Origin of the sequence: Candidatus Pantoea deserta, assembly GCF_003813865.1 — a bacterium.
Lineage (GTDB): Bacteria > Pseudomonadota > Gammaproteobacteria > Enterobacterales > Enterobacteriaceae > Pantoea > Pantoea deserta.
The window spans coordinates 116,217-139,859 of the sequence record NZ_RMVG01000010.1 but is presented as its reverse complement, the minus strand read 5'-3'; the positions used below and the strand labels follow the sequence as shown (position 1 = coordinate 139,859).

21 protein-coding genes, 1 tRNA gene and 1 pseudogene are annotated in these 23,643 nt (G+C 56.4%); 6 read left to right on the top strand and 17 right to left on the bottom strand.

The window, feature by feature from the left end:
• Positions 1–2: 2 nt before the first annotated feature.
• Positions 3–176: a hypothetical protein gene (locus BBB56_RS23495; RefSeq protein WP_158673937.1), complete on the bottom strand. Its 174-nt coding sequence runs from the start codon at positions 174–176 to the stop codon at positions 3–5.
• 527 nt (positions 177–703) lie between these two features.
• Between BBB56_RS23495 and BBB56_RS14045 the strand changes: the two genes are divergently transcribed.
• The 4 genes and pseudogenes from BBB56_RS14045 to BBB56_RS14030 form a co-directional block, all read left to right on the top strand.
• Positions 704–1,240 (top strand): type IV secretion protein Rhs, encoded by a 537-nt coding sequence (locus BBB56_RS14045; RefSeq protein ID WP_123801562.1) that lies wholly within the window; start codon positions 704–706, stop codon positions 1,238–1,240.
• Entirely contained in the window at positions 1,237–1,608 is a 372-nt protein-coding gene (locus BBB56_RS14040) for a hypothetical protein (RefSeq protein ID WP_123801561.1), read from the top strand. Before BBB56_RS14045 ends, BBB56_RS14040 begins: the two co-directional genes overlap by 4 nt.
• A gap of 2 nt (positions 1,609–1,610) precedes the next feature.
• Positions 1,611–2,147, top strand: a complete 537-nt coding sequence (locus tag BBB56_RS14035; protein WP_123801560.1) for an Hcp family type VI secretion system effector — start codon at positions 1,611–1,613, stop codon at positions 2,145–2,147.
• 98 nt (positions 2,148–2,245) lie between these two features.
• Positions 2,246–2,745, top strand: a pseudogene (locus BBB56_RS14030) (transposase family protein); the annotation flags it as partial.
• A 562-nt stretch (positions 2,746–3,307) separates the two neighbouring features.
• On the opposite strand, the gene BBB56_RS14025 reads toward BBB56_RS14030, so the two are convergent.
• Positions 3,308–3,383 (bottom strand) — tRNA-Phe (locus tag BBB56_RS14025).
• 194 nt (positions 3,384–3,577) lie between these two features.
• Here BBB56_RS14025 and BBB56_RS14020 point away from each other — a divergent pair.
• Positions 3,578–4,900 (top strand): methyl-accepting chemotaxis protein, encoded by a 1,323-nt coding sequence (locus BBB56_RS14020; RefSeq protein ID WP_123801559.1) that lies wholly within the window; start codon positions 3,578–3,580, stop codon positions 4,898–4,900.
• Positions 4,901–4,956: 56 nt separating this feature from the next.
• Here the strand turns inward: BBB56_RS14020 and mrdA2 are convergent, their stop codons facing one another.
• From mrdA2 to BBB56_RS13955, 13 genes are all read right to left on the bottom strand, one after another.
• Positions 4,957–6,834 carry a peptidoglycan DD-transpeptidase MrdA2 gene (mrdA2, locus tag BBB56_RS14015; protein ID WP_123801558.1) on the bottom strand — a complete coding sequence of 626 codons (1,878 nt, stop codon included), beginning with the start codon at positions 6,832–6,834 and terminating at the stop codon, positions 4,957–4,959.
• A gap of 177 nt (positions 6,835–7,011) precedes the next feature.
• Entirely contained in the window at positions 7,012–7,725 is a 714-nt protein-coding gene (deoD, locus tag BBB56_RS14010) for a purine-nucleoside phosphorylase (RefSeq protein ID WP_033792187.1), read from the bottom strand.
• A 35-nt stretch (positions 7,726–7,760) separates the two neighbouring features.
• Entirely contained in the window at positions 7,761–8,984 is a 1,224-nt protein-coding gene (gene deoB, locus BBB56_RS14005; protein ID WP_123801557.1) for a phosphopentomutase, read from the bottom strand.
• A gap of 111 nt (positions 8,985–9,095) precedes the next feature.
• Positions 9,096–10,421: a thymidine phosphorylase gene (gene deoA / locus BBB56_RS14000; RefSeq protein ID WP_123801556.1), complete on the bottom strand. Its 1,326-nt coding sequence runs from the start codon at positions 10,419–10,421 to the stop codon at positions 9,096–9,098.
• A 58-nt stretch (positions 10,422–10,479) separates the two neighbouring features.
• Positions 10,480–11,259 carry a deoxyribose-phosphate aldolase gene (deoC, locus tag BBB56_RS13995; protein WP_123801555.1) on the bottom strand — a complete coding sequence of 260 codons (780 nt, stop codon included), beginning with the start codon at positions 11,257–11,259 and terminating at the stop codon, positions 10,480–10,482.
• Between the two features lie 170 nt (positions 11,260–11,429).
• Positions 11,430–12,206, bottom strand: coding sequence for a TatD family hydrolase (locus tag BBB56_RS13990; RefSeq protein WP_123801554.1), 777 nt, complete (start codon positions 12,204–12,206; stop codon positions 11,430–11,432).
• Positions 12,203–13,255, bottom strand: a complete 1,053-nt coding sequence (locus BBB56_RS13985; RefSeq protein ID WP_123801553.1) for a patatin-like phospholipase family protein — start codon at positions 13,253–13,255, stop codon at positions 12,203–12,205. Before BBB56_RS13985 ends, BBB56_RS13990 begins: the two co-directional genes overlap by 4 nt.
• A gap of 215 nt (positions 13,256–13,470) precedes the next feature.
• On the bottom strand, positions 13,471–13,632 hold the full coding sequence (locus BBB56_RS13980; protein ID WP_065426276.1) for a DUF1328 domain-containing protein: 162 nt from the start codon (positions 13,630–13,632) through the stop codon (positions 13,471–13,473).
• Between the two features lie 99 nt (positions 13,633–13,731).
• Positions 13,732–14,346 carry a molecular chaperone OsmY gene (gene osmY, locus BBB56_RS13975; protein WP_123801552.1) on the bottom strand — a complete coding sequence of 205 codons (615 nt, stop codon included), beginning with the start codon at positions 14,344–14,346 and terminating at the stop codon, positions 13,732–13,734.
• A gap of 259 nt (positions 14,347–14,605) precedes the next feature.
• On the bottom strand, positions 14,606–16,189 hold the full coding sequence (gene prfC / locus BBB56_RS13970) for a peptide chain release factor 3 (RefSeq protein ID WP_123801551.1): 1,584 nt from the start codon (positions 16,187–16,189) through the stop codon (positions 14,606–14,608).
• Between the two features lie 319 nt (positions 16,190–16,508).
• Positions 16,509–17,612: a M20 peptidase aminoacylase family protein gene (locus BBB56_RS13965; RefSeq protein ID WP_123801550.1), complete on the bottom strand. Its 1,104-nt coding sequence runs from the start codon at positions 17,610–17,612 to the stop codon at positions 16,509–16,511.
• Positions 17,613–17,622: 10 nt separating this feature from the next.
• Positions 17,623–18,096, bottom strand: coding sequence for a YjiG family protein (locus tag BBB56_RS13960; RefSeq protein WP_123801549.1), 474 nt, complete (start codon positions 18,094–18,096; stop codon positions 17,623–17,625).
• A complete protein-coding gene (locus BBB56_RS13955) occupies positions 18,086–18,757 on the bottom strand; it encodes a nucleoside recognition domain-containing protein (protein WP_123801548.1) in 672 nt (223 codons plus the stop codon). Before BBB56_RS13955 ends, BBB56_RS13960 begins: the two co-directional genes overlap by 11 nt.
• A gap of 444 nt (positions 18,758–19,201) precedes the next feature.
• On the opposite strand from BBB56_RS13955, the gene ftnA reads away from it, so the two are divergent.
• Positions 19,202–19,714, top strand: coding sequence for a non-heme ferritin (gene ftnA, locus BBB56_RS13950; RefSeq protein ID WP_123801547.1), 513 nt, complete (start codon positions 19,202–19,204; stop codon positions 19,712–19,714).
• 123 nt (positions 19,715–19,837) lie between these two features.
• On the opposite strand, the gene BBB56_RS13945 is transcribed toward ftnA, so the two are convergent.
• Positions 19,838–22,198, bottom strand: coding sequence for a glycoside hydrolase family 31 protein (locus BBB56_RS13945; RefSeq protein WP_123801546.1), 2,361 nt, complete (start codon positions 22,196–22,198; stop codon positions 19,838–19,840).
• A gap of 10 nt (positions 22,199–22,208) precedes the next feature.
• Complete coding sequence (locus BBB56_RS13940) at positions 22,209–23,519, bottom strand: MFS transporter (RefSeq protein WP_123801545.1); 1,311 nt, start codon at positions 23,517–23,519, stop codon at positions 22,209–22,211.
• Between the last annotated feature and the right edge of the window lie 124 nt (positions 23,520–23,643).

Here is a 23,643-nt window from a genome sequence, read left to right as displayed (position 1 = left end):
CATTAATTTATCTGGTATGAAAGGTGTAGGGTGACAGATTTACCGTCCTCGCGATAAATTGCCGTTCGGTCCAGAGAAAAGACGTTTCCGCTGTAGACGATGTGTAATTTATTACCCTTCTCTGGTGTAATGGCCGCTATGCTTCCATCACCTTCCAGGAATGGCAGGGTAGCCATCCATGACTCCTGATTTTGGATTGTTTTTTATTATACAAGCCATCAGGAATATTAAAGTATGAAGTCGCTGATTATTTAAAATCAAAGGTTGCCATATGGTGACTCATGTTTAAATTATGTTTAGAGTTTTGTAACGTCGAAACTATTAAAAAAATAAGGGAAGCGTTATTAGGGGGGGATGGCAACCTAATATCAAACTTTAACCTGCTACTTTTATGGTTCAGGTAATCATCTGCGTCCTGATACGCCTGTCAGCAGCCTGCTGTGACCGATCGGCAGCGGCGCGGGCATTGCGGGCGCACTGACCGGCACGGCGCTGATTCAGCATGACACAGCTTTAACGCTAGAATTAAAATCCCCCGTACAACTGCACAGAAAATTAAATCAGAAAGAAATGAACATATTTTACAATGATAACCAAAAAAGGATAAACATTAAAATATTCTATCTTTAATTAGCCACGAACAGACCTTTAACCATTTGTATAAAATATGTACAATAGGATTTTCGTGCAAAAGGATTTGCGTATGGTAACAGTATTTAACCCGATAAAAAGAGGCGGATTAAGGCGTTTAACCTTGGGTGAGCTTCATCTTGCAACAACAGTATACGCGTTCAGTATCCGATATAATGAAGTCTGGATACACAGGGAAAGTTATCTTCCATTCAATCTACAATCCGAAAACTACGCTATGACCCCTAATGGGGAGTTGTATTTTCAAGAAGGCACTTATCAAGACGATTTTTCAATGTCGCCAATTGACTCGCAGCTTTTATTTCTGCACGAAATGATGCATGTTTACCAACACCAACGAGGTATGTGGGTAAGAACCATAGGTTCATTTTCATGGGCTGTAGATTATCAATATACGTTAGACAAAGATAAACTTTCTGATTATCCAATGGAGCAGCAGGCGTGTATTGTATCGGATTATTGGTTGTTAATTAATTATGGCTTTTATGGACATAATAATCTCTATAGCCTGAAAGATTATAATTTATCGGAGCCAGTAAGCGAGCTTATAGCCAAATACCAGAGAATATTGAGAGGATTCCCGTCGTGAGAAAGCTGGCAATCACTGTAATTATTGGTCTGACTCTTTCTGGATGTCAGAGTGATGCTGACAGGTTGGTATTCACTGAGGCTGGCACAGTATTTACTAATGGTGATTCCCTCTGTATTGGTAGGTCAGGTAAAGCTGACGTGCTGAACTACTACTATCTTGAAGAGATACTGCAAGGGATAAATAAGCCATTACTTAACTCAGGGGATAGCATGTTGAATATTACCTACCCTGACACTTGCTTCATAATTAAATTAACACCCGACAGTAAGTACGGGTTGTTATATATAATGAATGGTATTAAATATCGCTATAAGTTTGATACAAATAAAAATGGAACAATATCTAAAACTGAAAGAAGGAGTTAGAAATGTCATTGCCTGCTTATTTATTTTTGTATGATGAAAATGGAATGTTAATTAGTGGCAATAATAATGGCGATGAAGGCGTTGTCAGTAAGTTATTAGAAGATCGCCGAAGTGGTATTGAAATCATGAGTAGCCAACATGGTATATACCAACCCGCTGATGCCACAACAGGTCGCTTGAATGGCACCCGCCAACATCGCTCTTATATATTACATAAACAGTTAGATAAAAACTCTCCAATGCTCAATGACGCCGTTTGTACAGGTAAAGTATTCCAACAGGCTGTAATAAAATATTATGAAACATCGGATACTGGAATGGAAACTGAGGTTTATCGAGTAACGATGGGGAGAGTTGTTATCACGTCAACAGACTTCTCTCATGCCTGTGTGCAAGGCTCTCGTTCACCTAATATGCTTGAGGTTATTGGTCTGAGATACAACAGTATCGAGTGGTTCTATATTCCGGGGATTATAAAATATGATGATTCCTGGCGCAGGCAACCTAAAGAGGAAGATAAACCAGGAGAGTATAAATAAAGAAGAGAGCCTATGTGCTGAGGGTTACCCATAAATAAAAACAGCATAGAAGGTTGTGATCTACTTAGTGTTCCACCAAAAAATAAGGTCAAGCCTCTATACCTGCTTTACAATTTTGCCATAAATTTTTCAACCAGTCCCTGAAGTCGCTGCATCAGTACAGTAAAAAATGCCCTGCTTGATATACAGTGGCTTTAACTCACGGTGCTTCACTTTTTCTTACCAGCATCGGTAGATACCTGTCTGGGTCTGCACGCGTCAGGCACAATATTAAGCGTGTTGACCGATACCTCAGCAATGACCTGATGTTGAGAGATATTCCCGCTGTTTATCAGCAGCTTGTTTCCCGCCTTATGTACAGCCTTTCGTCATGTGTGATTGCCGTGGACTGGAGCGGCTATACCTTATCGGAACTCAGCGTTTTACGGGCGAACTTTTGTGTGATCGCAGAGCTATTCCGCTGATGAGTAAAGTGATTTCCTCTCGCTAAGAGAACAATTCCGCCGTACAAAATGCTTTTCTTGACCAGATGGCTGCTGCTATCGGCAAAGAGAAGAAGGTTATTATCGTGACCGATGCTGGCTTTCGCAGCAGTTATCGAACCGGTTTCGCACAAAAGCAAAAACCCAGCCAGAGGCTGGGTTCTTTAAATTTGTGGTGCCCGAACCCGGACAATAATGCCGGGAGCATTTTTGCTTTACCGCGCCTGCGCGGTAAACCCGCAGGGCGAGCCGCCGGGACGCGGCGAGGTCATCGAACCGGTTCGATGACGGGTTCCGCACAAAAGCAAAAACCCAGCCATAAGGCTGGGTTCTTTAAATTTGTGGTGCCCGAACCCGGACAAAAATGCCGGGAGCATTTTTGCTTTACCGCGCCTGCGCGGTAAACCCGCAGGGCGAGCCGCAAGGACGCGGCGAGGTTATCGAACCGGTTCGATGACGGGTTCCGCACAAAAGCAAAAACCCAGCCAGAGGCTGGGTTCTTTAAATTTGTGGTGCCCGAACCCGGACAAAAATGCCGGGAGCATTTTTGCTTTACCGCGCCTGCGCGGTAAACCCGCAGGGCGAGCCGCCGGGACGCGGCGAGGTCATCGAACCGGTTCGATGAACGGGTTCCGCACAAAAGCAAAAACCCAGCCAGAGGCTGGGTTCTTTAAATTTTGGTGCCCGAACCCGGAATCGAACCAGGGACACGGGGATTTTCAATCCCCTGCTCTACCGACTGAGCTATTCGGGCAACGGGGCGCATTAAACCCTAATGCCCTGACAGCGTCAAATGCTTTTCACCAAATTGCTACTGACTGCTGCGTTTTACAGCAACCAGCAGACCGGATGGTAAAAAAAAACCTCTGCCCTCGCCCGCTGCGCTTAGTTTTTGATCACCTCAGCCGATAACGATCACGACACTTCATACCAATAATAAGGTGCACCATGTTTTCCACTATTTCATCAGGTATCCTGTCGCGCCTTGCGTGGCAGAAAAACAGCTCTCCATCCGCTACCCTCAGCTCGCTCAATGACGCTATCGCTATGATTGAGTTCACGCCAGAGGGCATCATTCTCAACGCCAACGACCTGTTTCTGGATCGCATGGGCTATGCGCTAAGCGAAGTTATCGGTCAGCATCACAGCCTGTTCTGTCCCCCTGACGTTATCACGTCGCCGCACTATCGCGACTTCTGGCTGCGCCTGAAGCACGGTGAAAGCTTTAGCGACAAATTCCTGCGTCTGGCGAAAAACAGCCGTCCCGTCTGGCTGGAGGCCAACTATGTGCCGGTACAGGATCGCAGCGGTCGCGTGGTAAAAATCGTTAAGCTCGCCACCGATGTGACCGAGCGCATCGTGGACGCGCAGGAGCAGCGCGCCATGACCACCGCGATCGAACGCTCTATGGCGGTGGTCGCCTTTAATCTCCACGGCGAGGTGCTGAAAGCCAACGCCAACTTCCTTAAAACCATGGGCTATCGCGCCAGTGAGGTGATCGGCCTGCCGCATAGCCGGTTCTGTTCTGAGGCGCTGCGTCAGAGCGCGGAATATAAGGCCTTCTGGGAAAAGCTCAATCGCGGCGAGTTTATTGCCGGTCAGTTCCCGCGCGTCAATAAACAGGGTCAGACCGTCTGGCTGCGCGCCACCTATAATCCGGTCTTTGATGAAGAGGGCATCCTGTACAAGGTCGTCAAGTTCGCCACCGACGTGACCGCGCAGGTGGTGAAAAACCAGCAGGAGCGCGACGCCGCGCAGCAGGCTTATCAGACCGCGTTGCAGACCAGCGAAAGCACACGCCACGGCGCCAGCGTCATTGAGAGCAGCGTTGAAACCATTAACGCGCTGGCGGGAGAGCTGCACGGCATCTCTGACGATATTTCCGATCTCAGCGACTCGTCCGATCGTATCGGCGCCATTGTGGCCAGCATCCGCCGCATCGCCGACCAGACCAACCTGATTGCGCTGAATGCTGCTGTCGAAGCCGCACGCGCAGGAACGCACGGACGCAGCTTTGCGGTTGTCGCTAATGAGGTACGCACGCTGGCGGCCAACATCAATCAGGCCACGACGGAGATTGAAAGTCGTATTCAGCAGAATCATCTGCTGACGTCGAAGGCGCTAAAAAGCATCGAGTCCAATATGAAGCGCGCCGACCACGGCGTGGTGCTGGCGCAGCAGGCGGGCGGCGTGATCAGCGAGCTGCGCGACAGTTCATCAGAAGTGGTGCGCGCCATCAGCCACGTCACTCAGACCCTGAGTCAGGAGTAAGCGCACAGCCGACGGCCTGTCGGCTGCTATTACCGCATTTATCTCTGCGCCGCGGTTTACGGCTGATGCGCCGTTTCAACCGGTGCCGCACTCGGCGGCGGCAGGAAGATATGATCGAGGATCTCGCGCATCACCGGCGCGGCGGTGACGCCTTCGTTGCCGCCGTTCTCCAGAATCAGCGCCACCGCGACTTTGGGGTTATTAAAGGGCGCAAAGGCGGTATAGAAGATGTGGTCGCGCAGGCGCACCGGGATCATCTTCGCGTTATAGGTCTGGTTCTGCTTCAGGCTAAACACCTGTGACGTGCCGCTTTTCGCCGCAATACCGTAAGGCGCGGTGTGGAAATATTTGTAGCCGGTGCCGTTGGGCGCATTCGCCATGCCAAACATCGCGCGGCGCACCAGCGCCCAGTAAGGCGAGCGCGCGTCGCCAATCTGCGGCTGAGGCAGCGTTGGCTGATACCTTTCGACCACCTTGCCGCGTTCGGCCTTCTCCAGCAGATGGGGCGTAATCACTTTGCCGTTATTAATCAGCGCCACCATCGCCTTCACCATCTGAACAGGGGTAGCGATCCAGTAGCCCTGCCCGATGCCTACCGATACCGTATCTCCCTGATACCAGGCTTTCTTATGCACCCTTTGCTTCCAGTCGCGGCTCGGCAGCAGGCCGCTGTACTCTTCGTTAAGATCGATGCCGGTGGATTTGCCGTAGCCGAACTGGCTGAGCATGCTGTGAATGCGGTCGATGCCCATCATAAACGCCACCTGATAAAAAAAGGTGTCAGCCGACTCCTCAATGGCCTTTGTCACGTCCAGCATGCCGTGACCGCTCTTTTTCCAGTCGCGATAGCGGCGATCGGTGCCTGGCAGCGTCCAGGTCGGCGCGCCGTAAAAGCTGGTCTGCGGGTTAATCACGCCGGTCAGCAGCGCCGACATCGCCATATAGGGTTTTACCGTCGAGGCCGGGGGATAAAGCCCCTGCGTCACGCGGTTGATCAACGGCAGGTTCTTGTCCTGCAACAGCGTCTTGTAGGACTGGTAGCTGATGCCTTTGACGAACGGATTAGGATCGTAGCTGGGGCTGGACACCATCGCCAGCACGCCGCCATCGTGCGGATCTTCCACCAGCACCGCCGCGCGCTGCCCGGCCAGCAGACTCTCGATGTACTGCTGTAAATGAAGATCGATCGTCAGGGTAATGTTTTTACCGGCGACCGGCGGCACCTCTTTCAGCACGCGCACGATGCGGCCGTGGTTATCGACCTCCACCTCCTGATACCCCGGCTTGCCGTGCAGCAGCGATTCGTAATAGCCCTCAATGCCCTGCTTGCCGATATTGTGGTCGGCAGCATAGTTCTCGGCGATGCCCGCGGCGTTCAGGCGCTTATAGTCGTTGTCGTTGATTTTAGAGACGTAGCCGATAACGTGCGCCAGGTCCGCGCCATAGGGATACTGACGATCCTGAAAGGTGTCGATGGTCACGCCGGTAAAGCGGTACTGGTTCACCGAGAAGCGCGCCACCTGCTCGTCGGTCAGTTCCTCTTTCAGCACCACGGGCTTATAGCGGCTGCTCTGCCTGAGCGCGCGGGTAAAGGTGTCGATCTCTTCAGGCGTCAGATCGACCAACGGCGTGAGCGCCTTGAGCGTGGCCTGCATATCGTCGATCTTGTAGGGCGTCAGCGTGATGGCGTACCAGGTGACGTTGCGCACCAGCGGAATGCCGTTGCGATCGTAGATCAGCCCGCGCGTCGGCGCGATGGGGATCATTTTAATGTCGTTCTGGTTAGATCGCGTCTGATAGTAGCCATGATCGCGCACCTGAAGACGATAGAGATTGACGCCAAGAATGGTGAAACAGATCACGACCAGCGCAAAGGCGACCAGCGCGCGACGCGCGAACAGCTTTTCTTCAGCTTCGAAATTGCGGAAATTCATCAGGCGGCATTGGCAAAGGAGTCGTTTTTGTTGTCGCGCTAATGATAGGGCGCTAAGGAATCGGTACCAGCGGGAAGATGCACAGGAGTCGAGAAAAGTGTGTCATTTGGTGAGAATGTTACGAAAAAAGCGAGCGGTTCCCTGCTCCATCTGGAACAGGGGACCGCAGGCGCAGGCTTAGTCGCCCAGCAGCACCGACTCCAGCGCGATCTTAATCATATCGTTGAAGGTGGTCTGACGCTCGGCAGAGGTGGTCTGCTCATGAGTGCGGATATGGTCGGACACGGTGCAGATAGTCAGCGCTTTCGCGCCAAACTCTGCCGCCACGCCGTAGATACCCGCCGCTTCCATCTCCACGCCCAGGATGCCGTACTTCTCCATCACGTCGAACATCTGCGGATCGGGGGTATAGAACAGATCGGCTGAGAAGATGTTGCCGACGCGCGCTTCTACGCCCAGCGCTTTAGCCGCGTCAACCGCGTTACGCACCATGTCGAAGTCGGCGATGGCCGCGAAGTCATGATCCTTAAAGCGCATACGGTTGACTTTAGAGTCGGTGCATGCGCCCATGCCGATAACGATGTCGCGCAGCTTCACGTCCGCACGTACCGCGCCGCAGGAGCCAACGCGGATGATCTTTTTCACGCCAAAGTCGGTGATCAGCTCTTTGGTGTAGATCGAGCAGGACGGAATGCCCATGCCGTGGCCCATCACCGAGATTTTGCGGCCTTTGTAGGTGCCGGTGTAGCCCAGCATGCCGCGCACGTTATTCACTTCCACCGGGTTTTCCAGGAAGGTTTCCGCGATATGCTTTGCGCGCAGCGGATCGCCCGGCATCAGTACCACGTCAGCGAAGTCGCCCATTTCTGCATTAATGTGAGGAGTTGCCATTGTTTGTTTATCCTTGTTAAATTCAGCGGCTCTGTTTACAGCATGCTCTTGCCGTAGTCCATATCGGACAGGCCAAAATAGTGCGCGATCGTCTGACCAATATCCGCGAAGGTCTCGCGATAGCCCAGCGAACCGGGTTTCACTTTCGGGCCATAGATCAAAATCGGGATGTGCTCGCGCGTATGCTCAGTGCCTGGCCAGGTGGGATCGCAACCGTGGTCGGCGGTGAGGATCAGAATGTCATCCTCTTTCACCAGCGCCATCAGCTCCGGCAAACGACGGTCAAACAATTCCAGTCCGCCCGCGTAACCGGCAACGTCGCGACGGTGTCCCCAGGTGGAGTCGAAATCCACGAAGTTAGTAAAGACGATCGACTGGTCAGGCGCTTTTTTCATCTGTTCGATGGTGGCGTCAAACAGCGCGTTCAGGCCGGTGGCTTTCACTTTCTGCGTAATGCCCTGATGCGCATAGATATCGGCGATTTTACCCACCGAAATCACTTCGCCGCCCTTCTCGTCCACCAGCTTTTTCAGCATGGTAGGCGAAGGCGGCTCCACGGCCAGGTCATGGCGGTTGCCGGTACGTTCAAAGTTACCAGCTTTGTCGCCGACAAACGGGCGTGCGATAACGCGGCCAATATTGTAGCCGCCTTCGGTCAGCTCTTCGCGGGCGATTTCACACAGCTCATAGAGGCGATCGAGTCCAAAGGTCTCTTCATGACAGGCAATCTGGAACACCGAGTCTGCGGAGGTATAGAAAATCGGCTTGCCGGTTTTCATATGCTCTTCGCCCAGCTGATCGAGGATCACCGTGCCGGAGGAGTGGCAGTTGCCGAGATAGCCCGGCAGATTTGCGCGTTCGACCAGCTTGTCGAGCAGCGCCTGCGGAAAGCTGTTCTCTTTGTCGCTGAAGTAGCCCCAGTCAAACAGCACCGGCACGCCGGCAATTTCCCAGTGGCCAGACGGCGTGTCTTTGCCGGATGAGATTTCACTGGCAAAGGCGTAAGCGCCTTTGATTTCAGCGTCCGCATCCAGCCCCAGCGGAAAACGGCCGGTCGATAGCTCAGCGGCCTTCCCCAGGCCAAGCGCGGTCAGGTTGGGCAGATGCAGCGGGCCTTTGCGGCCCTGATCCGCTTTGCCGTTAAAGCACGCTTCGGCGATATGGCCCAGCGTGTCCGATCCTGCGTCGCCGAATTTGTCGGCGTCTTTACTTGAGCCGATTCCAAATGAATCGAGCACCATAATAAAAGCACGTTTCATGCAAGTCTCCTGCGCCTGCGCGCGTGACAAGTCAAAAAAAAGCGATCAGATCAGTATACCCGAATGGCTGCTCAACGGCAGCATAAAGCCGCAGATTTGCGGCTTCGATCGTTATGCTGCGGTGACGCGACGATACACCACCGGCGTCGCTTCTGGCGCGCTGTCGCTCAGCGTGACCGCCGCTTTTACCGCCGCCGCCGCCTGCTGCCAGCTCGCCTCGCTGCTGGCGTGGATAATCGCCAGCGGACGCTGCGAATCGGCGCGTTCGCCAAGGGTAATCATTTCGCTCAGCCCCACGCTGTAGTCGATGCTGTCGCTGGCGCGCTGACGTCCGCCGCCCATGGCGACCACAGCCATGCCCAGCGCGCGCGTATCCATACGGCTGACGATGCCGGACGTATCGGCATATACCGCTTTGCTCAGCACCGGCTGCGGCAGATAAGCGTCGTGGCGCTCAACAAAATCAGCCGGACCGCCCTGCGCGGCGACCATACGCGCGAAGACATCGGCCGCCTGGCCGTTATCCAGCACCTGCAACAGTTTGCCGCGCGCCTCTTCCTCGCTGGCCGCCAGTTTGCCGGAGAGCAGCATCTCGCTGCACAGCGCCAGCGTCACCTCAAGCAGGCGAGGATTACGCTCCGCCCCTGTCAGGAAGCGCACCGCTTCGCGCACTTCCAGCGCGTTGCCTGCGGCCGACGCCAGAACCTGATTCATATCGGTCAGCAGCGCGGTGGTGGTGCAGCCCGCGCCGTTCGCCACGCCGACAATCGCCCCGGCCAGATCGAGCGACGCCTCAAAGGTCGGCATAAAGGCGCCGGAGCCGACTTTGACGTCCATCACCAGCGCATCCAGCCCTTCCGCCAGTTTCTTCGCCAGAATCGAGGCGGTAATCAGCGGAATGGAATCGACGGTGGCGGTAATGTCGCGCGTGGCATAGAAACGCTTATCCGCCGGTGCGAGCGAGCTGGTCTGGCCGATAATGGCCACGCCGACCTGTTTGATAATCTGTCGAAAGCGCGTGTCGTCCGGGAAAATATCAAAGCCGGGGATCGCCTCCAGCTTGTCCAGCGTGCCGCCGGTATGGCCAAGCCCGCGTCCGGAAATCATCGGCACATACCCCCCGCAGGCGGCGACCATCGGACCCAGCATCAGCGACGTCACGTCGCCAACGCCGCCGGTAGAGTGCTTATCCACCACCGGGCCGTTGAGGTTCAGCGACTGCCAGTTCAGCACGGTGCCGGAATCGCGCATCGCCATGGTCAGCGCCACGCGCTCAGGCAGCGACATATCATGAAAGAAAATTGTCATCGCCAGCGCAGCGATTTGCCCTTCGGACACGCTGTTGTCGCGCACGCCGTTGATGAAGAAGCGGATCTCCTCTTCACTCAGCGTCTGGCCGTCGCGTTTTTTACGAATAATTTCTTGCGGCAGAAACACAATCGCCCCCTACATCAGGGTTGGATGAGAATGGCGGCCAGCGGCCGCCGTTACGCTATCAGTAACCGGCTTTGCTGCCAGCGGTCTGATGGCCCAGCGCGTTCAGCAGGCTGGCTAACAGGCTGGATGCGCCAAAGCGGAAGTGGCGCGCGTCGGCCCAGCCTTCGCCCAGAATATCGTCCGCCAGCTTGAGGTAGATGGCTGCGTCTTCAGCGCTGCGCACGCCGCCCGCCGGTTTAAAACCGACCTGGGCTTTAACGCCTTTGTCGCGGATCACGCTCATCATGATCTGCGCCACTTCCGGCGTCGCGTTGACCGGCACTTTACCGGTAGAGGTTTTGATAAAATCGGCGCCTGCGTCGATGGCGATCTCTGACGCCTGGCGGATCAGCGCTTCCTCTTTCAGCTCGCCGCTTTCAATAATCACTTTCAGCAGCACGTTAGCCTGCGCGCAGGCCTCTTTACAGGCCTTCACCAGCTCGAAACCGACCTGCGCGTTACCGGCGATCAGCGCGCGGTAAGGGAAGACCACGTCCACTTCGTCTGCGCCATAGGCGATGGCCGCGCGGGTTTCCGCCAGCGCAATCTCGATGTCGTCGTTGCCGTGCGGGAAGTTAGTGACGGTGGCAATGCGGATCTCCGGCGTACCCTGTTCGCGCAGCGCTTTACGCGCAACCGGGATAAAGCGCGGATAGATACAGATCGCCGCGGTGTTGCCCGCCGGCGATTTTGCCTGACGGCACAGCGCGATCACCTTTTCGTCGGTGTCGTCTTCATTCAGGGTGGTCAGATCCATCAGATGCAGCGCGCGCTGCGCGGCAGCGTTAATGTCAGTCATGGTGTTCTCCAGATAACAAACAGACGCGGAAGCGCCGGTGTAATGTGATAATTATAACATTTAAAGAGAGGAGGTAATGTGCAATTTGTCACATCACCGCCTGCAACAAAGAGCGTTAACGCAATTATAACGCAGAGAGGCGCGATGTTACTATTATCACATAACAAGGATTAATCAGGCAGGTTAAACAGGGTCTGGGTGTTGCGCCACAGCGCGTCGGCGATGGCCTGCGGCGCTTCCGGGCGCAGCTCGCACAGCGCCTGCCACACCAGACGCGCGCGCTCCGGGCGGTTCGGCTGTCCCTGAAAGCCAGACAGCGGCATATCAGGTGCGTCGGTTTCCAGCAGCAGCGACGACAGCGGCAGCTGCGCCAGGGTCTGGCGGGTTTTGCTGGCGCGCGCATAGGTTATGGTGCCGCCCACGCCAATCGCATAGCCCAGTTTTATAAAGGCCTGCGCCTGTTGCAGGCTACCGGCAAAGCCATGCACCACGCCGCGCCGCGGCAGATCGTGACGGCGCAGATGCAGCGCCAGCTTGTCGTGCGTGCGGCGCGAATGAAGGATCACCGGAAGATCGTACTGCTTCGCCAGCCGCAGCTGGGCGTCCAGCAGCGCTTCCTGACGCTCAAACGCGGGGTTCTCCATATAAAGATCCAGCCCAATCTCCCCTATCGCCGCCAGCTTCGCCGGCTTCTGCTTCAGCCAGCTCTCTAGCTGATCCAGATGCCTCTCTTCGTGCCGATCGATGGCGATGGGATGCAGGCCGAGCGCCGCATAGACTGGCTGATGCTCCTCCGCCAGCGCGGCGATACGCGCGAAGCGGCTGGCATCGACCGCCGGAACGATAATACGCTCGACGCCCGCCTCGGCGGCCAGAGCCAGGCTGGAGGTTTCCTCGCCGACAAACGGCGGAAAATCAAAATGACAGTGGGTATCGACAAATCTCATGCCAGCGAACCTTTATCGTAGTCTGCATCGTTGTCGGCCAGCGGCGGCGTCATCACGGGTCGGTTATCGGGCGCGTTGGCGACCGGGGCGGGCGGCGTAACCGTGGTATAGCGAACAAACGGCTCGGCATCGCTCAGCCACTGCCCCAGGGTAGCAAGGAAATAGCGGCCGCAGCGGCGTCCCAGATGATAATCCTGATTCAGCGAGGCGACGCGGCTGCCCAGGGCCATGCTCGCCAGCACATGCGGCGGATAGATTTCAATAATACGCAGGTCGTCCGGCGGCTGCTCGATAAACTGCTGAATTTCGCGATAGCTCGCTTCATGATGATGAAGAACGGCGATCAGCGGCTGTAGCGCGCTGGCGTTCAGCCAGCGCTCCATGCGCTTCATCCATTTGGGCGTGTAGAACATCTGCGACGGCACCGTACGGATCACCACAATGGTATCCGCGCCGCGCCGTGCGGCCTCACGCACCGGAATCGCATCGCTGATGCCGCCGTCAAGATAGCTAATGCCTTCCAGATCCACGCCGAGGCGGTAAAAGCCGGGAATGGCGCTGGAGGCTTTAATCAGATCGTGCCAGTTCGCGCTGGTCGGGGCGAAGTAGCCCGGCGTGTAGTCGTCGCTGCGGCAGGCGCACATATAAAATTCCCGCCCGCTGTCGAACAGCAGTTTGCCGCTGTCCAGCGCCAGCGGCAGCTCGCGGCGGGTAACGTCGATGAGCCAGTCGAGATCGATCAGATGACCGCCGCGCACAAAGCGTAGCGGGTCGAAAAAGAGTTTGCTGGTGGTATAACGCGTGATGACGCGCCGCGCATAGCCCGGCTGGCCGCAGACAAAGGCTGACAGGTTCTGTGCGCCTGCTGAGGTGCCGATAAAGAGATCAAAGGGATTGAATTTGGCTCGCTGAAACTCATCCAGCACGCCAGCGGTAAAGATGCCGCGCTGACCGCCGCCTTCGCAGACAAGCGCGATTTTGCGCGCTTTGAACGGGGCAAGAGCTAAAGGCTCAATTGCGCCGAGGGTGACAGGGATCCGGGTACCCACATCTGCTCCTCAGAAAGGGTTCTGAGGTCTGCTGTGGTTTTTATCCGTTTTAATTCAGCAGCATCCCGGAGAACCAGCCATGTTTTCTCCTGGCCCGCCGCCACAGAGTGTGGCGGCGACTGCCGCGCGTGGCGCGTATTCCTTCACGCCGCGCGGCAGCTGGCTGGTCTCCGCTTTATGCATACGCGTTGCAAAAATCAGAATGACACAACCGGTCAGGGTCGTTTGCGGCCAGTAAACAGGCTCACGAGGAACAGGATAATACCGACGACGAAGACAACTTTAGCTGCCCATGCTGCCGTACCGGCCAGGCCGCCAAATCCTAACGCTGCCGCGATAAGTGCAATTACCAGAAAAATAATACCCCAACGAAACATAAGCCTCTCCTTACCATAGTGAAATCGAACTGCTCGTTTCTTCCCAGTTTGGGTTTTGTTTTGTCAGCACGGCGTCGCGCAGACGCCGCGCTCACGACGTTAAGACTTCACGGTCAGGTCATTCTTAACGCTTTTAACGCCTTCAATGGCTTTCGCGATGCTTTCAGCGCGATCCGACTGCGCTTTAGTCGCGACGGTTCCTGAAAGCTGAACAACGCCGTCGGTGGTTTCAACCTTGACGTTACGCGACGGGACGATGTCATCGGCTAACAGTTTAGCTTTAATTTCGCTGGTCGTTGCCGCATCCCCGGCATATCCTTTTAAACTTTGTGATTTGCTGTCTTTAACGTGCAGTTTGTCGCTGACGGATTTAACACCTTCCACTTGTTTCACAACGGCGACGGCTTTTTCAGCCTGGTCTTGCGAGGTGACAAAACCACTCAGCGTCACCACGCCGTCATGCGTTTTCACGGAGATATCCGTACTCTTTATGGCTTCGTCATCCACCAGAGCCGCTTTGGCTTTTGCGGTGACGGCGCTGTCATCCATAAATCCATCGACTTTTTTCATAGAACTATTGATTTTCGCACCGGCGTTATCCGCGCTCTGCTGCGCTTTTTGCGTCATAGAGTCGTCTGCCAGGGCGCTGCCGCTTAACAGGGCGGAACCTACCATTACCGCCATCAGCGTTTGGGCAATCTTAGTCTTATTCATCGATATCTTCCTTCTGTCAGTTAGCTCACCCACAACCGTGGGCGCAACAGCAGCAAACGGCGCTGCTGCATCGTTGGACGTAAGGGAGAAGCAGCTTCTCTTTTGCCGTCCGACAGAATAATCATAGTCGGTGTTTGGCGTTTTGCTTGATTAACTGGTTGATCGCACGCCAGTTAAGAGAAAAAACAGAGTTTTTAGGAGGAGTCTGGAGAGAGAGAACAGGGCCAGCCAAAGCTGGCTGGCCCTGTTGTAACGCCGATTAATGCTCGCGGGTTTTACGGAAGATCACGTCAGGATAGCGCTCCTGGGTGATATTCAGGTTTACCATGGTTGGTGCGATATAGGTCAGGTTGTCGCCGCCATCCAGCGCGAGGTTAACCTCATTTTTGCGCTGAAACTCGTCGAATTTCTTCGCATCGGCGCACTCAACCCAGCGCGCCGTAGAAACGTTGATGGCTTCGTAAATCGCTTCAACGTTGTACTCGCTTTTCAGACGCGCGACGACGACGTCGAACTGAAGCACGCCCACCGCGCCCACGATCAGATCGTTATTGTGCACCGGACGGAATACCTGCACCGCGCCCTCTTCTGACAGCTGCACTAGCCCTTTCAGCAGCTGTTTCTGCTTAAGCGGGTCGCGCAGGCGAATGCGACGGAACAGTTCCGGGGCGAAGTTCGGGATGCCGGTGAACTTCATGTTTTCACCCTGGGTAAAGGTGTCGCCGATCTGAATGGTGCCGTGGTTGTGCAGACCGATAATGTCGCCCGGCCAGGCCTCTTCGACGTGCGAACGGTCGCCCGCCATAAAGGTCAGCGCGTCAGAGATCACCACGTCTTTACCGGTACGCACCTGGCGCAGCTTCATGCCTTTTTCATATTTACCGGACACCACGCGCATAAAGGCCACGCGGTCGCGGTGTTTCGGGTCCATATTAGCCTGAATTTTAAAGACGAAGCCGCTGAACTTCTCTTCCTGCGCGGTGACGGTGCGCACATCGGTGGCGCGCGGCATCGGCGCGGGCGCCCAGGAAACCAGGCCGTCCAGCATATGATCGACGCCAAAGTTACCCAGCGCGGTGCCAAAGAAGACCGGCGTGATTTCGCCGCTCAGGAACAGCTCCTGATCAAATTCGTGCGAAGCCCCCTTCACCAGCTCCAGCTCCTCGCGCAGCTGCGCCGCCAGCTCTTCGCCTACCGCGCTGTCCAGCTCCGGGTTATCCAGCCCTTTAACGATGCGCACATCCTGAATGGTGTGGCCTTTCCCTGACTGATAGAGATAGGTTTCGTCGTTATAGAGGTGATAAACCCCTTTAAACAGTTTGCCGCAGCCGATAGGCCAGGTGATGGGCGCACAGGCGATCTTCAGCTCGCTTTCAACTTCGTCCAGCAGTTCCATTGGATCGCGGATGTCACGGTCGAGTTTGTTCATAAAGGTCAGGATCGGCGTATCGCGCAGACGGGTAACTTCCATCAGCTTGCGGGTACGATCCTCAACGCCTTTTGCCGCGTCGATCACCATCAGGCAGCAGTCCACGGCCGTTAGCGTGCGGTAGGTATCTTCCGAGAAGTCTTCGTGTCCCGGCGTGTCGAGCAGGTTGACCAGGCTCTCACGATAGGGAAACTGCATCACAGAGGTGGTAATGGAGATGCCGCGCTGCTTCTCCATCTCCATCCAGTCGGATTTCGCGTGCTGGCTGGAGCCGCGGCCTTTTACCGTACCGGCGGTCTGAATCGCCTGTCCGAACAGCAGCACTTTTTCGGTGATGGTGGTTTTACCCGCATCGGGGTGCGAAATGATCGCAAAGGTGCGGCGGCGCGCCACCTCTTGCATGAAATTAGACATGAGTGTGTTCTTCTCATCGAGGCAACGTCACATGCGAGGACGATGCAGAGTAATCATGATGGCCGGAAATCCGGCAGGTAAACGGAGCCAGACGTGACGCAAAGCGTCAGGAAGGCGGTGTTTAAGGCGCGTTCTACATTGGCGGCGATTCCGGTTACCTGGTCTCCTTTAAGGCGGCATAGCATACAATATTTTGCGCGCGGCGGCGAACAGCGGACGGGGAAAATTACCGGCGACGGCGGGAGAGAGGCGCGGTTGGGCAAAGGCGCGTCTGATAAGGGCTGCCCGGCTCTGGCGGGCAGCCCTCTGCGGCGGGGATTTACCCCAGCACTTTTTTCACGCAGGACTTGAAGATATTCACGCCGATCTCCAGCGCGTTAAGGTCGAAGTGCATATCGGGATGATGCAGACCCGGCACCAGATTGGTTCCCAGCCCCCAGAATCCCGCCTTCACGTTCGGACGCTTCACCGGATAGTAAAAGAAGTCTTCGCTGCCCGGCGTGCTTCTGGCGTCGAGCAATCCTTCCGGCCCCAGCACCTCGCTGATTGCCGCGCGGATCACCTCGGTCGCGTCATCATGAATTTCCGCCGCCGGCATCTCCTTCAGCACCACCACCTGCGCCGTCGCCCCCAGCGCGGCGACGCTGTGCTGGATCGCCTGGGTTACCTTCTCTTTCAGCGCCTCCATCGGCGCGTTCTCCTGCGAGCGCAGATCCCAGACCACGCGCGCTTCGTCGGGCACGGAGTTGGTGACGCCCGCGTCGCAGAGAAAGCGCGTCGCTTTTACGCTCCAGTTAAGGCCTGGCGAGAGGTGAATCGCGTTGACCGCGTTAACCGCCTGAACCGCGGCGTCCAGCGCGTTAACGCCAAGATGCGGGCGCGCGGCGTGGGCAGGCGCGCCTTTGATGGTCGCCTCCAGCGTCGAGCAGGCGGAATAGCGCACCGCAGGGGTCGCCTGGCCCACGACACACTCCTCCAGCGGACGCAGATGGAAGCCGAGGATCATCTCGACATCGTCCAGCGCGCCGCCCTCCACCATCGCCAGCGCTCCCGCGCCCAGCTCTTCGGCAGGCTGGAACAGGATTTTCAGACGCCCTTTTTTCACTGCGCCTTCCGCCAGCAGTTCCTGCGCGGCGGTCAGCACCACAGAGGAGTGGCCGTCGTGACCACAGGTGTGGCGCGCGCAGGGCACGCCGTCGATGATATGGCCGAGCGCGTCCATGTCAGCGCGCAGCGCCAGCACCGGGCCTGGCGCCCCGCTGTCGATCTCCGCCACGATGCCGGTGGTCTGATTGATATTGCGCGTAACCTTCAGACCGGCTTTCTCCAGCTGATCGGCAATATAGGCGGAAGTTTTAAACTCCTGAAACCCCAGCTCCGGGATCTCATGCAGGTAGTGATAGTGATCTAAGACCTTTGACACCGCTTCTCTCCTAGATAAAAAGACGCATAACAAACATAGCGATCGCTGCATTGATAATGCTCACCAGCATCAGCAGCGGCCAGTATTTTTTCGGCACGTCGGCCACGCCCAGCAGGCGGCCCATGTACTGCAACTGCGAACCCATCAGGAAAATGGCGGGCGCGAGGATAGTGATGTCCGCGCCGGTCAGTATGCCTTTGGTCAGCAGGCTTACCGCTACGCCGGTTCCGGCGGAAGAGGAGAGCCAGGCGGTAAGCAGCACGGTAATCGCCTCGCCAGGCAGGCCAAACAGCCCCATTACCGGCGCGAATAGCTGGCCGAGAAAGGGCATAATGCCGAGCAGATTCAGCACTTCTGCCAGCACATAGGCCATGACTACGTTCGGCATCAGGTTGTGAACGGCGATATGGAAGCCTTTACGCGCGCCGGTGACGAAAATATCAAATGGGTTCTGGCTGGTTTTTACCGCTGCGTTATTTTCCATTTGCGAAATCCTTTTTATATACACTGTTTAACACGCCGCGCGTCAGCGCCGCGCCAACAAATTTAAGAATGAACATTAACGCCAGCGGAATAATAATCGGCAGCGTCATCGACGCGAACAGCGCCGAGCCGATAGCAAAATAGTTATTAATTAAGCCTGCGCCGGAATATTGCCAGGCGCTCATCACCACAATGTCTTTTTTCGTGACCTGATTACGGTCATACATCTCTTTGGTCAGCGCCGCGCCGGCATCGGTGCTTTGCAGATCGGTGATCAGCGCCAGTCCACAGCGTCCCGGCAGTCCCATCAGGGGCTGAAGCAGCGGCGTCAGCAGCTTATGCGCGGCCCGCATCGCGCCGTAGTGGGTAAAGATTTCCAGCACGCCCAGCGCCAGCATCACCGTCGGCGTCAGCGACAGGGCGAAGAGAAATCCCGCTTTGGCGCTCAGCCCGCCCGCGCCGAGAAAGGTGTTGCTGGCAGGATCTTTCATGGTGCCGAAACTGCCGCCCAGCGTGGTGAAGTCAAAGGCGCCGAGCCAGTGAAAACCGTCAACCTGATATAGCAGTCCTGAAAAAAACAGGATAGCCACAATCAGAGCCACGTAACTTCCTTTGCTGGCGGAGAGGCGCTCGCCCGGTAAGACTATTTTTTCGTCCGACATCGTTGTTCCCGCTAATAAAGAGTTCAAGTTGCAATATATGGAACTTTCACCGTTGCAGGATTTATGCCAGCAAGGGCGCAAAGTCTCTTTTGAAAATAATGTTTTTCTGAATCCAGCTTTGAAATAAATAATTGTTTAAATCTGCGCCGCTTTATATTTTCTGAAAAGAGCGATCGTCCGTAAATATGTTTTGCGCGCCACCGCTGATTGAGTGAAAGGCCGCCTGCGCACCACAAAGGTGCGCTCGCCGCGTACGCCTCTGGTGCAATACAAAATCGCTCCAGGAATGATAATTGATCGCATTCAAATAGCTGAATAATTCTAGTTAAATCAACTGGATAAATTAACCATTTTTATTCAAAACGCTTTCTTTCGCTGCGCGTTATGATGCATAATTCACCACTTCCCTGCTATTTATTAACATCTTTTTAAAAGGAATCGCCCATGCTGACCGCTGAAATGACCGCGCGCCTGAATGATCAACTTAACCTCGAATTTTTCTCCGCGAATCTCTATTTACAGATGAGCGCCTGGTGCAGCGATAAAGGCCTGGAAGGCGCGGCGGCATTTCTCAAAGAGCATTCGCGCGAAGAGATGGAACATATGCAGCGCCTGTTTGATTACCTGAGCGACACGGGCGCGATGCCGGTGCTGGGCACCATCGCCGCGCCGCCGGTGGCCTATAACTCGCTGTCCGAACTGCTGGAGCAGGCGCTGGAGCACGAGAAGCTGATCACCAGCAAGATCAACGAGCTGGCGCATGCGGCGATAACCTCGCTTGACTACTCTACGTTCAACTTCCTGCAATGGTACGTCGCCGAGCAGCATGAAGAAGAAAAGCTGTTCAAAACCGTGCTGGATAAGCTGGCGCTGGTGGGTAATAAAGGCGAAGGCCTGTTCCTGATCGACAAAGATCTGGCGCGTATGAATAGCGAAAGCCACGGCGCTAACGGCTGAGTTGCCCAGACCGCCAGACCGCTCAAGAAGTTTCTGGTCGCGCAGCCCGCACTGATAAGCGCCTCCTCCCTGAGGCGCGTCCCTTACCGGGCCGGCGCGCGGCCGCCTCGCGCCAGCCGCCGCCTACAGGCTAAAGCGCGTGCCTTTCTCGCCGTTAATCCACAGTTCACGCGTCTCGCCAGCGGGCAGCAGCACTTCAATCTCACGCCAGGCCGGCTGATAATCCCCGCGCTTCTCCAGCGTTAACTCCAGGCGTTGCGCGCTGCCGCGTAGCGTCCAGCGCATCCACAGCGCATTGCCCTGACGCCAGCCGTGGCTCTCGCCGTCATCGTCAAAAAACTCGCCTTCCGTCTGCGCTTCGCCGGGCGCAGGCCACAGTTGAAGCTCACGCACATTGTCGAGGCGCGCATCCGTGGCGCTTTCACAGCGGCCCAGCGGGATCGCGCAACCGGCGCGCGCCAGCAGCGGCAGGCGGTCGAGCGGCGCGTCCAGCGTGACGGTCTGCCCGCCCGCCAGCCACTGCCCGCTGTGCCAGTCGTACCAGCCGTGAGCGTTGCGTGGCAGATAGACCTCGCGCTCGCGGCTGCCCTCTTCCACCACGCTGGCCACCAGCAGGTCGCGTCCCAGCAGAAAGTCGTCATTCTCCCGGTAGGTCTCGCTGTCCTCTTCATGGTCGAGGAAGGTTGGGCGCAGCATCGGCTGATCCTGCGCGCTCGCCTGCCACAGCAGCGTGTAAAGGTAAGGCATCAGACGGTAGCGCAAGCGGATCGCCTCACGGATCAGCGGCGTCACTTCTGGATACATCCACGGCTCATTCACGGTGTGATCGTCGTTCCAGGAGTGAATAGTAAAGCGTGGATGCATCACGCCGTTCTGCACCCAGCGCACAAACAGCTCGGCGTCCGGCTTATCGCCAGAGAAGCCGCCGACGTCATGGCCGACGTTGAACAGCCCGGAGAGGCTCATGCCCAGCCCCATGCGAATGTTGTAGCGCAGCGTCTGCCAGCTGGTGCGATTATCGCCGCTCCACGTCTGCACATAGCGCTGCATCCCCGCGCAGCCGGAGCGTGAAATAAGATAGGGCCGTTTCTCCGGCGCGAAACGCTGCTGCGCCTCCAGCGAGGCGCGCATCATCAGCAGCGGCATCACCGGGCGAATATGCTTGATAGCAATGCTCTGGCCGAACCCGTGGCAGCGCGCTTCGCCGTCCCACACCTCATATTCATTGTTATCGTTCCAGGTGGCGTCAATGCCCTTCTCCAGCAGCTGCGCGGTGACGTTCTCCTGCCACCAGCGCACCGCCTGCGGATGGGTAAAGTCGAGGTGCGATCCCTCATCATCCCAGAACACCGAACGTTCCGGGCGATCCTGCTCCGAGTCGCGAATAAACAGCCCCTGCGACGCCACCTCCTGATAGCGAGGATGATCCTGCAACAGGCAGGGCTTGATATTCGCCGCCAGCTTCATGCCCGCCGCGTGAAAGGCTTCGCTCATGCCGCTGGGATTCGGCACCTTGTCGTAATTCCAGTTGAACACATAGCGCTTGTTGTTGATCGAGGTGTAGCCGGAGGAGAGCTGGAACGAGTCGCAGGGAATTTCATGCTCGCGGCAGAGACGAATAAAGCCTTGCAGCTGATGCTGCGCGTCGGGCGCGTCGGTGTAGTGCATCGTCGAGCCGCTGTAGCCCAGGCTCCACTTTGGCTGAAAAATGGTGCGTCCGGTGAGGCGTACAAAGGCCTGGGTGACATCCAGCAGCTTCGGCCCCAGCATCAGGTAGTAGTCAAGATCGCCCGCCTCGGCGCGATAGCGGCGGTACGGCAGATGGTAGTTATCCAGCTCGTTGCCCAGATCGAGCCAGCTGCTGCTCAGGTTGTCATAAAACAGGCCGAAGCTGACGCCGTCGCGCTGCGTCAGCGTAAAGGGAATATGTTTGTAGAGCGGATCGGTGCTGGCGGCGTTATAGCCCATCGCATCCAGGTTACGCATCTCGAAGCGGCGGCCGCTGCGGTTGAGATCGCCGGTTTTTTCGCCGAGGCCGTATACCCGATCCTGCGGCTGGCGACGCTGGTAGTGCTCGACGCCGTCGCCATGCGCGTTGAGCAGATAGGCGCCGGTATGGCGATCGGCGGCCAGCGGCTGCCACTGACCCTGCTGAGCATGTTCCCAGCTCAGGCAGAGCGGATGGTGTACCGTAACGCGCAGGCGATCGGTGCTGATACGCAGCTGATTCTCCTCATGCTCCAGCTGAAACGCGGGCAGCGTAAAGCCGTCAGACGATTCGCGATCGCGTCCTTCCCAGGGCACGTCGTCCCCCGGCGCGATACTCCAGGTGTGGTTCAGCGCCAGCTCGCCGTTGCGCTTCAGCAGCACGCGCATCAGGCCCGATTCCAGCACATAAATGCGCAGCAGATGGCGGTTATCCACCTTTAGCTCAACAAAGTGATCGGCGTGCTGATTCAGCGTCCAGTTCTTCAGGGTTTTCATCAGGGAGTCCTTATTGTTCAGCGCTGCGCTGACGACGTTCGGCAATAAACATCACCAGGAAAATCGCGCCGATCAGGTCGAAAAAGCCCATGGCGACGAACAGCGGGTTAAAGCCAATGGTGTCGGCGGTGACGCCGATAATCAGAGAGAAGATAAAGCTGGCGATCCAGGCGCAGGAGCCGCGCATGCCGTTAACGGTGGCCATCTGGCGGCGATCGAAGCGTTCGACCACCAGCGCGCTGAGCATGCAGGAGATCACCTGATGGCCGAAACCGCCGATCGAGATCAGCGCGATCGCCAGATAAGGATCTTTCACCAGCGTCATCAGCGCCAGCGAGATCATCAGCGCCGCGCCGGTGATCGAGCTGGCGACAATGGAATTAACGCGCGTCAGGCCAAACCACTTCACATAAATTTTGGTGAGGTAGCCGCTGGCGACGCTGCCAAGATCGGCGGCGAGAAACGGCAGCCAGGCGAACATCACGATCTGTTTGAGATCCATGCCGCGCTCGTTAGCCAGGTAGAGCGGCACCCAGAAGCTCAGCACCGCCCAGGCAGGCTCAGCGAGAAAAGCGGGAATAGCGATGCCGTAAAATTTCTTCTCTTTGCCGATGGTTTTCAGCGCCCGGAAAAACGGCAGCTTTTCGCCCACCGCTTCGTTATCCTGGGCGATCCACGCGCGCTCTTCATCCGACAGACGCGCGTGTTTTTCCGGTGACTGATAGCCCCACCACCACAGTCCCACCCACAGCAGGCCAAGCCCGCCGGTCAGCAGGAAGGCGCCCTGCCAGCCAAAGGAGATGTGCGCCACATAGATAATCGGCGGCGCCAGCATCGCGCCGACAGAGAAGCCGACGCCTGCCCAGCCCGCCGCGACCGGCCGCTCTTTTTTCGGGAACCAGTCGCCAATCGCTTTGGCGTTTGCCGGGGTTGCCGCCGCTTCCGAGGCGCCCATTACAAAGCGCAGCAGCGCCAGATGCAGCCAGCTTCCCGCCCCGGCGTGCAGCAGGCAGGTGACCGACCAGACCAGCGCGCAGATCAGAAAGCCCATTTTCAGACCGATCACATCGATCAGCCAGCCGCACAGCGGCTGGAACAGGGTATAGGCAAGCTGAAACGCCGCGACGACCCAGGAATAGTGTTCGGTACTCATGTTCAGGCTGGTTTTCAGTTCAGGCGCCAGAATGCCGAGGGAATTACGTGTAACGTAGTTCACCGTGACGCCTAGCAGAAACAGTCCCAGCATCCACCAGCGCAGATGTTTTATCGTTCGTATCGCGCCTGTAGCGCTGATGGTTTTTGTGGTTGATTCAAGGCTCATTGTTAAGCTCCTGTGCAGACTGTTAACGGCCACGTTAATCCTTCACATCGCCGCCCGGCGTACCTCGTGAACCCGTCTGCACCATAAAAAAGCGTGAAACGTCGGTATAGCCGCTTTTTTGCAA

Excerpts from the sequence above, each read along its gene's own strand:
- BBB56_RS23495 (WP_158673937.1), bottom strand. The coding sequence starts at position 176 with ATGGCTACCCTGCCATTCCTGGAAGGTGATGGAAGCATAGCGGCCATT.
- BBB56_RS14045 (WP_123801562.1), top strand. The coding sequence starts at position 704 with ATGGTAACAGTATTTAACCCGATAAAAAGAGGCGGATTAAGGCGTTTA.
- BBB56_RS14035 (WP_123801560.1), top strand. The coding sequence starts at position 1,611 with ATGTCATTGCCTGCTTATTTATTTTTGTATGATGAAAATGGAATGTTA.
- BBB56_RS14020 (WP_123801559.1), top strand. The coding sequence starts at position 3,578 with ATGTTTTCCACTATTTCATCAGGTATCCTGTCGCGCCTTGCGTGGCAG.
- mrdA2 (WP_123801558.1), bottom strand. The coding sequence starts at position 6,834 with ATGAATTTCCGCAATTTCGAAGCTGAAGAAAAGCTGTTCGCGCGTCGC.
- deoD (WP_033792187.1), bottom strand. The coding sequence starts at position 7,725 with ATGGCAACTCCTCACATTAATGCAGAAATGGGCGACTTCGCTGACGTG.
- deoB (WP_123801557.1), bottom strand. The coding sequence starts at position 8,984 with ATGAAACGTGCTTTTATTATGGTGCTCGATTCATTTGGAATCGGCTCA.
- deoC (WP_123801555.1), bottom strand. The coding sequence starts at position 11,259 with ATGACTGACATTAACGCTGCCGCGCAGCGCGCGCTGCATCTGATGGAT.
- BBB56_RS13990 (WP_123801554.1), bottom strand. The coding sequence starts at position 12,206 with ATGAGATTTGTCGATACCCACTGTCATTTTGATTTTCCGCCGTTTGTC.
- BBB56_RS13980 (WP_065426276.1), bottom strand. The coding sequence starts at position 13,632 with ATGTTTCGTTGGGGTATTATTTTTCTGGTAATTGCACTTATCGCGGCA.
- osmY (WP_123801552.1), bottom strand. The coding sequence starts at position 14,346 with ATGAATAAGACTAAGATTGCCCAAACGCTGATGGCGGTAATGGTAGGT.
- prfC (WP_123801551.1), bottom strand. The coding sequence starts at position 16,189 with ATGTCTAATTTCATGCAAGAGGTGGCGCGCCGCCGCACCTTTGCGATC.
- BBB56_RS13960 (WP_123801549.1), bottom strand. The coding sequence starts at position 18,096 with ATGGAAAATAACGCAGCGGTAAAAACCAGCCAGAACCCATTTGATATT.
- BBB56_RS13955 (WP_123801548.1), bottom strand. The coding sequence starts at position 18,757 with ATGTCGGACGAAAAAATAGTCTTACCGGGCGAGCGCCTCTCCGCCAGC.
- ftnA (WP_123801547.1), top strand. The coding sequence starts at position 19,202 with ATGCTGACCGCTGAAATGACCGCGCGCCTGAATGATCAACTTAACCTC.
- BBB56_RS13945 (WP_123801546.1), bottom strand. The coding sequence starts at position 22,198 with ATGAAAACCCTGAAGAACTGGACGCTGAATCAGCACGCCGATCACTTT.
- BBB56_RS13940 (WP_123801545.1), bottom strand. The coding sequence starts at position 23,519 with ATGAGCCTTGAATCAACCACAAAAACCATCAGCGCTACAGGCGCGATA.